This is a genomic window from Burkholderia sp. Cy-637 (genome assembly GCF_011753175.1).
GTDB classification, from domain to species: domain Bacteria; phylum Pseudomonadota; class Gammaproteobacteria; order Burkholderiales; family Burkholderiaceae; genus Burkholderia; species Burkholderia gladioli.
In genome coordinates, this window is sequence record NZ_VWWC01000229.1 from 1 (window position 1) to 8,850 (window position 8,850).

The following is an 8,850-nucleotide window of genomic DNA, read 5'->3' on the forward strand; positions in this document are numbered from 1 at the left end:
TGGGGCAGCCGCCCGGGCCGATCGCGCGCGGCATCCTGCCGGCCGCGCCGCCGCTGCTGGCCGCCGCGCGCCGCAACAAGCCGCCCCTGATGTTCTGGACCATCCGCAACGGCGTGCGCATGACGGCCATGCCGGCCTTCGGCAAGAGCTTCGACGACCACGAGATCTGGCAACTGGCGGCCTTCCTGAACCACGCTCGCGGCATCTCGGCCGGCGATTACGCGAAGCTGGTGGCGGCCGGCGGCCCGCCCGCGCCCGCGCCGGCCGTCGCGCCCTGAGCCCTGCGTCAGAACACCGTGCGCAGGCTCAGGCTCGCCCCGAAGTTGTTGGCCTTGCCGGCGAAGTTCAGCGGCCCGTTCGGATCGTTGACCGAGGCGCCGGACAGATGGCTGTGGTCCACCTCGAGATAGACGTCGGTGCGCTTGCTGAGCAGGTAGTCGACGATGCCGTAGACGGTCTGCGTCGTGCCGCTGCGGCCGGGCGCGACATTGTTCGCGTGGTCGTAGGCATAGGAGCCGATCACGCGCCATTGCGGCGCGAGCTGCCAGGACGCGCCGACCCGCACGAACGCGTCGTTGCGCGCGCTGCCCTGCGGGCCCGACGCGGTGGCGGCATTGCCGACGATGCTGGTATTGGCCAACGGCCCGCCGCTATTGGCCGCCGCCACGTTGAAACCGGCGTCGCGGCGCGCGTCGATGCCGTACAGGTAGAGCGCGAGCGGCCCCCAGGCATAGGTGCCGCCGAGCGAGCCGACCACCAGCTTGTGGCCGCCGCCGTCCTTCGACTGCGCGCCGGCGATGCCGAGCTTGCCGCCGCCGAAGCGATAGATCAGCGAGGCGGTGCTGGTGCTGCCCGACACGGCGCTGCCGGGCTGGCCGCCGAAGGCATGCTGCACCTGCAGCGTGACCGGCCCGAAATCCTTCTCGTATTGCAGCGTGTTGTCGAAGCGGATCCCCACCAGGAACAGCGACCAGTCGGTCGCGTTGATGTTGCCGCCGCCGATCGGGTCGAAGTTGAAGGCATAGAAGTTGTAGATGCCGCCATACTGGCGCCCGAGCTTGACGGTGCCGAAGCGATCGCTCTGCAGGCCGACCCAGGCGAAGCGCCCGAACAGTTGCCCTTGCTGGTCGGACTTGCCGTTGGCGATATTGAAGCCCGATTCGAGCTGGAAGATCGCGCGCGTGCCGCCGCCCAGTTCCTCCACGCCCTTCAGGCCGAAGCGATTGCCGTTGACGGCGCCTTCGTTGATGCCGACCGTATTGCCGGCGGCCGAGCTCTGGAAGCGTATCGCCTCGTCGATCAGGCCATAGAGGGTGACGCTCGATTGCGCATGCGCGAGCCCGCAGGCGAGCGCCAGCCCGATACCGATGCCGATATCGCTGATGATCTTTTTCATTCGTTTTCCTGATTGATTTCGATTCGCCAGGCCGCGCGCGTCGATCTTCCCCGCGGCTTTCGCCAACCGGCGGCGCATCGCGCGAGGCCATGCGCCGCCGGCAACCCCTGCTCCGTATCGAACGCGCGCCGTGGCTCGCAGTCTGCGATGCACGGCTTGCGCGGCAACGATCTCCGGGCAGGGCTGATTCTGTTATGGCCGATTCGACAGGTCGAACTTGAAAATTAAATCGCGCGCATAAGGATTTCGAATACCGCGGGCGCGGTGCGCGACAGGCGAATGCAGGCGCGCGACACCATCACGGCCTCGCGCGCGGAAGACACGAAAAGAAGGGGAAACGCCGCCTAGACGATGATGCGCGCGGCATCCTCGCCGAGCCGCGCGCCGTACTTGCGCACGGTCTCCACGGCGATCTCGACCAGCCGCTCGGTCCATTCGGAGCCGGTGCGCCAGGCGATCACGAAGGGCAGCGGCGGCGGCACCTCGATGCCGTCGAGCCGGCGCAGTGTGCCCTTCTCGAGCGGCACCGGCACCAGCGCGGGCGGCATCGCGGCCACCCCGAAGCCGGCCTGGGTGAGCTGGATCATCGCAGCCACCGAGTTCACGCAGCTCACGCGCGCCTCGCCGATGCCGTAGGACTGCATCAGCCGCAGCAGGTCCTGGTGCGGGCGCGAGTGGCGCGAATAGGTGATCAGCCGCTCGGCGCCGAGCCGGCGCAGCGCCGAGGTGGGCGTGTCCTCGGGCTGCAGGCCCATCACGCGCGAGTTGGCCGCCGCGATCCACACCACCGACAGCTCCAGCACCTCGATGCTGCGGATCGTCTCGTCGCGCAGCATGTCGGTCTGGATCACCATGTCGAGCATGCCGCGCCGCAACTGCTCGTTGAGGTTGAGCGCGGTATCCGAGGTCACCTCGATATCGAGGTTCGGGTAATGCGCCATCACGTCGGCGACGAAATCGACGAACCAGGAATGGATCGCGCTGTCCATCGCGCCGATCCGGATCGTGCCGTAGGCGAACTTCTCGCCCTGCAGCGATTCGTAGAGCTGGGTCATCGACTGGCTGACCTGCTCGGCGTGGCGCAGTACGCGCTCACCCTCGCGCGTGAGCGTCACGCCCTTGGGGTCGCGCTTGAGCAGCTTGGCGCCCAGTTCCTGCTCGAGCACCGAGATGCGGCTCGAGATGGCGGCCTGCGTCGAATGCAGCTTTTCCGCCGCGAGGCTGAAACTGCGCAGCTTCGCGACCCAGATGAAGGTCTCGAGGAACTTCAGGTTCACGTCCGTCTCCTTCGCTGCCGGCGGCGCGGTGGGGTGCGCCGCCGGGTCCGTCCCAGCATATACCTCAGAAAAAACCCGCTGAACAGCGGCAACATCCCCACCCGCCGCGCTTCACTTGACCGCCTGCGCGACCGCGGCGATCAGATTGCTAGCCTGCGCGACGATCGTGTCGCGATAGGACTCGAACATCGCGTCGCTCAGCTTCGCGTCGTCGCCGGTCGTGAAATGCGACATGACCGGCGTATGCAGGTGGCCCGCGAAGATCCCGCTGTTCGGCGCCAGCGTGTCGCGCAGCAGGGTGTTGCGATAGCCGCTCTCGTTCGACAGGTAGTTGCCGCCGCCGCCCTCGATCGCGCAGGTGCCGGTGGCCGGCGCGGTGGGGGCGCTCGGCGGCGGGTAGCGGCTCGATCCGGTGAAGCCCGCCAGCGTACCGGCGTCGCCGCAATCGCTCAGCTCCGAATGATCGGTATGCCAGATCACCTGGTAGCCGCCCGGCTTCGACGTGCGTGGCACGGTGATGGCCGCGCCGCTGTTCGCCCCGATCATCGCCGCATAGGGCAGCGTGGTGGTGGTGAACTGCTCGGGCAGGGTCGGCTGCCAGGGCTGCGGATCGTAGCCGAGCACGGCTTGCGGCGGATAGATGTCGGCATCCTGCATGCCGGGCAGCAACTGGGCACCGAATGGGTCGCCGATGGTGGTATTGAGATTGTCGGGGAAGGCGGCCGCGTGATAACGCCCGTGCCAGTTCTCGATATCGAAGATACCTTCCCGTCCCTGGCTCATCGTGATCGAGGCGTTCACATGCTCCGGCCCGGTGAAGAACGGCGTCAGCGTGGTTTCCTGCATGCCTTCGCGGAACGGCGCGTAGTCGACCGGCAGCAGGTAGGTCTGGATCACCGCCCGGCTGCCGTCGGCCAGCGTGAGCGTGCGGCCGTCCAGCGCCAGCGCGGTGGCGCCCGAGGGATTGCCGATACGGATATTGGTCGACGAGATTGTCGTGCCGGGCGTGCCGGGCGTGCCGAGCGTGAAGGGATCGAAGCCGCTGATCAGGATGCGCTTGATGCCGGCGCCCGACGGGAAGGCGATCGCGTACTGGCCGCGCGAGGCACGCTCCAGCACCCACTGGAGCTGCGCACGCTGCTGCAGCGTCAGCGGGATCTGCGGCACCCACTGGCGCAGCGCCAGCGTCATCTTCAGGCGTGCCCAGTACAGCATGCGATCGTCGCTTTGCGGCAGCGTGCCGCTCAGGTGGCGGCCCTGCACGCGGTCCACGGCGGCCTGCCACAGCGCCTGCCCGGCGATCTTGACGGTGGCCACTGCATCGCCGAGCGAGCGGATCGCGCGATCGGTGCAGAGCTGCGCGCTGAAGCGCGGGCCGTAGCCGTCGAAGCCCGAGGCCGCGAGGATCTGGTCGGCGAACGGCGTGGTATTGCCGGGCAGCAGGTTCACCAGGCGCTGCTCCTCGTAGGAGCCGGCCACGGTGGCGTCCATGCAGCCGGCATAGGCGGCCGCCGGCGGCGGATTGGTGGCGCCGCTGGGCGGAATCAGCGCGGCGGGCGGCCCGGCCGGGTCGGCTGCCGCGGTATTCGCCGCGGTGGCCGAGGAGGCGGCCACGGAAGGGCTGTCGTCGTTGCAGGCGGCCAGCGCCAGCGCGACGGCGGCCAGCATGGCGAGACGAGCGAGCGGGGCGGGCTTCATTGCGCACCTCCCGCGCTGGCCGGCTGCGCCGGCAGGGGCAGGTCGGGCCGCTTGGGCAGCGCGCGCGTGCATTCGCCGTCGAAATAAGGACCGCTGACCAGTTTCCAATCCAGATTCGGCGCGTTCGACATGCACCTGGTCTGGCCTTGATCCGACCACAGGAAATAGCCGCCCTGCAATTGCGCATTGGCCGACACGCTGACGATGGCGAGCGACGCCACGAGCCATGACATTTTCACGATTCCTTCCCCCTTTGATGAATTCGGTTCCGGAGAACCGCCCGACGAGAGATGCCCCGTGCCGGCCCGTGCTGGCCGATCGCCGGAAGCACGAATTCATTGTGTCGGCCGGGGAAATACCGGTCGAACAAGAAAAATAAATTCGCCTTATCGACAATCGCCTGTTTATTTGATGATCGACCGTGTTTATCGGATCGTCATTTCCCGATCGCGGGCAATCGAGCGGAATCGCGGTTCTCGCCGCGGTTCTCGCCGCCAAATAATGGGAAGCGCGCCCGCTCGTCGGATTCGACGGCGGGCGCCGGGAGAGAAAAGAGGATGGAGCGACGCGCGGCGCCTACATCAGCAGATACAGCAGGAAGATATTGACCACCAGCAGACACAGCGCGGTCGGCGCCTGGGCGCGGATCACGCCGTACTTGTCGCGCAGTTCGAGCAGCGCGGCCGGCACGATGTTGAAGTTGGCGGCCATCGGCGTGAGCAGGGTGCCGCAATAACCCGAGAACATGCCGATCGCGGCCAGCGGCGCCGGGTTGGCATGGAACACGCCGATCAGCACCGGCACGCCGATGCCGCCCGTCATCACCGGGAAGGCCGCGAAGCCGTTGCCCATGATCGCCGCGAACAGCGCCATGCCGATGCAGTACACGGCCACCGCCAGCAAGCGCGCGTCGAGGCTGATATAGGCGGTGCTCAGGTGCGCGATGGCCTTGCCCACGCCGGCATCGGCGAACACCAGGCCCAGCATGCCGAGCATCTGCGGCAGCACCACCGCCCAGGACACCGCGTCGATCAGCCGGCGCGCCTCCAGCACGCCCTGCTTCGGACCATCGCCGGTGAGCCGGCAGGCGAAGCCGAAGGCGATCACGCAGCCGATCCCGAACGAGACCAGGGTCGCGTTCTTCGGATCGAGCACGGCGGTGCCGCCGAACACCAGGTGCGGCGCCAGCAGGGTGCCGATCACGGTCACCAGCGGAATCGTCAGGGCCGGCAGGAACAGGCGGTTGCCCAGGCGCAGCGCGCTCGCGCGCCGCGTCGCCTCGTCGGGCACCTTGGGTTTCGCGCCCACCACGCCGCCGAAGCCGGCCACCAGCGCCATCGCCACCACCAGCGCGCCGACCACCTCGGGCGGCAGCCGGTCGCCGGCCAGGAACACGATGCCGTAGACGATCCAGAAAGCGCCGGCCAGGAAGCGCCTGGGATGCTCGCGATCGCTGACGATCACGCCGCCGATCACGATCAGCAGCAGGCCCAGCAGCCAGAAGAACCAGTCGAGCGTGACGATCATGCCTGTTCTCCCTGCGCGCGCGCATCGTCGCTCGACTCGCGGGCCGAGGCGGGCAAGGCCGCGGCCTCGCGCGCCAGCCAGCCGTCCAGGCGCCAGAGCCGGAAGCCGTGGATCAGGAAGGCCGAGATCGCGGTCGGGATGCCGTACAGCGCGACGTGCATCGGCTCGACGATCACGCCCGCCTCCTTCAGGAAGGTGACCATCAGCACGATCGCGCCGAAGGCCACGAACACGTCCTCGCCGAAGAACAGGCCGATGTTGTCGGCCGAGGCCGCGAAGGCGCGCAGCCGCTCGCGCACCGCCTCGCCGAAGCGGCCGAAGCGCGATTGCGCGGCGCCTTCGGCCATCGGCGCGACCAGCGGGCGAACCATCTGCGGATGGCCGCCGAGCCCGGTCAGGCCCACCGCGGCGGTCAGCTCGCGCACCAGCAGGTAGGCCACCAGCAGGCGCCCCGGCGTGGCCGCGCGGATGTTGCCGATCCAGATCTGGGCCCGCTCGCGCAGGCCGTGCCGCTCCAGCAGGCCGATCACCGCCAGCGGCAGCAGGGTGATCAGTGCGATCACACGAGTCTTGACGAAACCCGCGCCGATCGCGGCCAGCACGTGCTGGAGCGGGAAATGCGCGGCCAGGCCGGTGACGATCGCCGCCACCATCACGATCAGCATCGGGTTGAAACGCAGGACGAAGCCCGCCACGATCAGCACGACGCCGATCAGCGGGTACAGGTTCACGGTTGACTGCATGGAAGGATCTCCTGTTGCCGGGAAAGAGAACGGCCCCGCCGCGCGGGCGGGACCGCCTTGCCTGCGCACGTGCGCCGCCTGAGCCGCGGCTGCCGTGCGCCTGTTGGTTTGTCGCTGTTCACGTTCGGCGTCATGCCGCGGTCATGCCAGCAGTCATGCCCGCCCTCATGCCGACTCCGCGTGGCCGTAACCGCCGCCGCCCGGCGTCTCGATCACGAACACGTCGCCCGCGTGGACGGTGGTCGTATGCGTCGCGCCGAACTGCTCGACGGCGCCGCCGGCCCGCTCGATCCAGTTGCGCCCGACGCTGCCGGGCGCCCCGCCCGCCAGCCCGAACGGCGGCACGCGGCGGCGGTTGGCGAGGATGTTGGCGGTCAGGCTGCGCAGGAAACGGATCCGCCGCACCGCGCCGTCGCCGCCCGCCTGCCGCCCCGCGCCGCCGCTGCCGGCGCGGATCGCGTGCTGCTCGACCAGCACCGGGAAGCGCCACTCGATCACCTCGGGGTCGGTCATCCGCGAATTCGTCATGTGCGTCTGTACCGCCGAGGTGCCCGGATGCGTGCCGCCCGCGCCCGAACCGCCGGCGATGGTCTCGTAGTACTGCTGGGCATCGTCGCCGAACGTGAAGTTGTTCATCGTACCCTGAGAACCCGCCAGCACCGCAAGCGCGCCATAAAGCGCGTCGGTCACCGATTGCGAGACCTCCACATTGCCGGCCACCACCGCGGCCGGGTAGGCCGGGTTGAGCATCGAGCCGTGCGGGATCACGATCTCGATCGGCCGCAGCACACCCTCGTTCATCGGGATCGCGTCGGTCAGCAAGGTGCGGAACACGTAGAGCACGGCCGCCTTGCAGACCGAGCGCGGCGCGTTGAAGTTGCTGCCGCGCTGCGCGCTGGTGCCGGTGAAGTCGACGCGCGCGGCACGCCGCTCGCGGTCGATCGTGACGCGCACGCGGATCACCGCGCCGTCGTCCATCTCGTAGGCGAACTCGCCGTCCGACAGGGACAGCAGCGCGGCGCGCACCGCCTCCTCGGCATTGGCCTGCACGTGGCCCATGTAGGCCAGCACCACCTCGGCGCCGTAGCGCCCCGCCACCCGCAGCAGCTCGCTCGCGCCGCATTCGCAGGCGGCGATCTGGGCGGTCAGGTCGGCGATGTTCTGGTCGATATTGCGGCTCGGCCAGGGGCCGGCGGCGAACAGCGCGCGCACCTCGTCCTCCAGGAAGCGGCCCGCCGCGACGATGCGCACGTTGTCGAGCAGCACGCCCTCTTCCTCGATGGTGGTGCTGTCGGGCGGCATCGAGCCCGGCGTGATGCCGCCGACGTCGCCGTGATGGCCGCGCGCGGCCACGTAGAACAGCAGCTCGCCCGCCGCGCCGTGCACCGGCATCACCACCGTGATGTCGGGCAGGTGGGTGCCGCCGTTGTAGGGCACGTTGAGCATGAACACGTCGCCGCGCCCGAGGCTCGCGCCGTGCTCGCGGATCACGCTCTGCACGCTGTCGCTCATCGAGCCCAGATGCACGGGGATATGCGGCGCGTTCGCGATCAGCCCGCCCTCGCGATCGAAGATCGCGCAGGAGAAGTCGAGCCGCTCCTTCATGTTGACCGAGTACGAGGTCTTCTCCAGCGTCACGCCCATCTGCTGCGCGATCGACATGAACAGGTTGTTGAAGATCTCCAGGTGCACCGGGTCGCGCGCGGTGGTGATCGCGTGCGCCGCGCCGGCCGCCTCGACGCGGTCCAGGCGCAGCGTGCCGTCCTCCAGCACGCAGGCGGTCCAGCCCTCGGCCAGCACGATGGTCGAGATTTCCTCGGTGATCAGCGCGGGGCCGGCCAGGCTCGCGCCGATCGCGAGATCGCGGCGCGCATGCAGCGGCACCGTCAGCGCGCGTGCGCCGGCGAACAGGCTGGCCTCGCTGCCGGCCGCGGCCGCCGGGTTGGCCTTGCGCGGCGCGGCGCCGTGCAGGGTGGGCGGCTCGCTCAGGCCGATCGCCTCCACCACCACCGATTCGACCACCAGCGGCTTGTCCTGCATCGCGAAGCCGTAGCGCTTGCGATGCAGCGCCTCGAAGGCGGCGGCCATCTCCGGCGCCTCGCCGAACGGCACCTCCAGCGTCGAATCGGTATCGCGATACTTGAGGCGCGCCGCGCGGGTGGCCCGCAGCGCCTCGCGCGGCACGCGCTGCGCCAGGATCGCCTCGAGC

8 protein-coding genes are annotated in these 8,850 nt (G+C 69.1%); 1 reads left to right on the forward strand and 7 read right to left on the reverse strand.

Annotated elements, in window-relative coordinates; translation table 11 throughout:
• On the forward strand, window positions 1-278 hold a 278-nt coding region (locus tag F3J10_RS32535), incomplete at its 5' end, for a cytochrome c (protein ID WP_167243810.1).
• Window positions 279-286: 8 nt separating this feature from the next.
• Here the strand turns inward: F3J10_RS32535 and F3J10_RS32540 are convergent.
• The 7 genes from F3J10_RS32540 to F3J10_RS32570 form a co-directional block, all read right to left on the reverse strand.
• Window positions 287-1,396, reverse strand: coding sequence for a porin (locus tag F3J10_RS32540; protein WP_167243811.1), 1,110 nt, complete (start codon window positions 1,394-1,396; stop codon window positions 287-289).
• Between the two features lie 344 nt (window positions 1,397-1,740).
• Window positions 1,741-2,673, reverse strand: a complete 933-nt coding sequence (locus F3J10_RS32545) for a LysR family transcriptional regulator (protein WP_017920522.1) — start codon at window positions 2,671-2,673, stop codon at window positions 1,741-1,743.
• Window positions 2,674-2,784: 111 nt separating this feature from the next.
• A complete protein-coding gene (locus F3J10_RS32550) occupies window positions 2,785-4,371 on the reverse strand; it encodes a hypothetical protein (RefSeq protein WP_240155777.1) in 1,587 nt (528 codons plus the stop codon).
• Window positions 4,368-4,604, reverse strand: a complete 237-nt coding sequence (locus tag F3J10_RS32555; protein WP_025099185.1) for a hypothetical protein — start codon at window positions 4,602-4,604, stop codon at window positions 4,368-4,370. The genes F3J10_RS32550 and F3J10_RS32555 overlap by 4 nt, the downstream gene beginning before the upstream one ends.
• 343 nt (window positions 4,605-4,947) lie before the next feature.
• Complete coding sequence (locus tag F3J10_RS32560; RefSeq protein WP_025099184.1) at window positions 4,948-5,898, reverse strand: DUF979 domain-containing protein; 951 nt, start codon at window positions 5,896-5,898, stop codon at window positions 4,948-4,950.
• The gene (locus F3J10_RS32565) at window positions 5,895-6,641 is read right to left on the reverse strand and encodes a DUF969 domain-containing protein (protein ID WP_025099183.1); all 747 of its coding nucleotides are present in this window, start codon (window positions 6,639-6,641) and stop codon (window positions 5,895-5,897) included. The genes F3J10_RS32560 and F3J10_RS32565 overlap by 4 nt, the downstream gene beginning before the upstream one ends.
• 165 nt (window positions 6,642-6,806) lie before the next feature.
• Window positions 6,807-8,850 (reverse strand): hydantoinase B/oxoprolinase family protein (locus tag F3J10_RS32570; protein WP_205200569.1); only part of this gene is annotated, 2,044 nt, incomplete at its 5' end.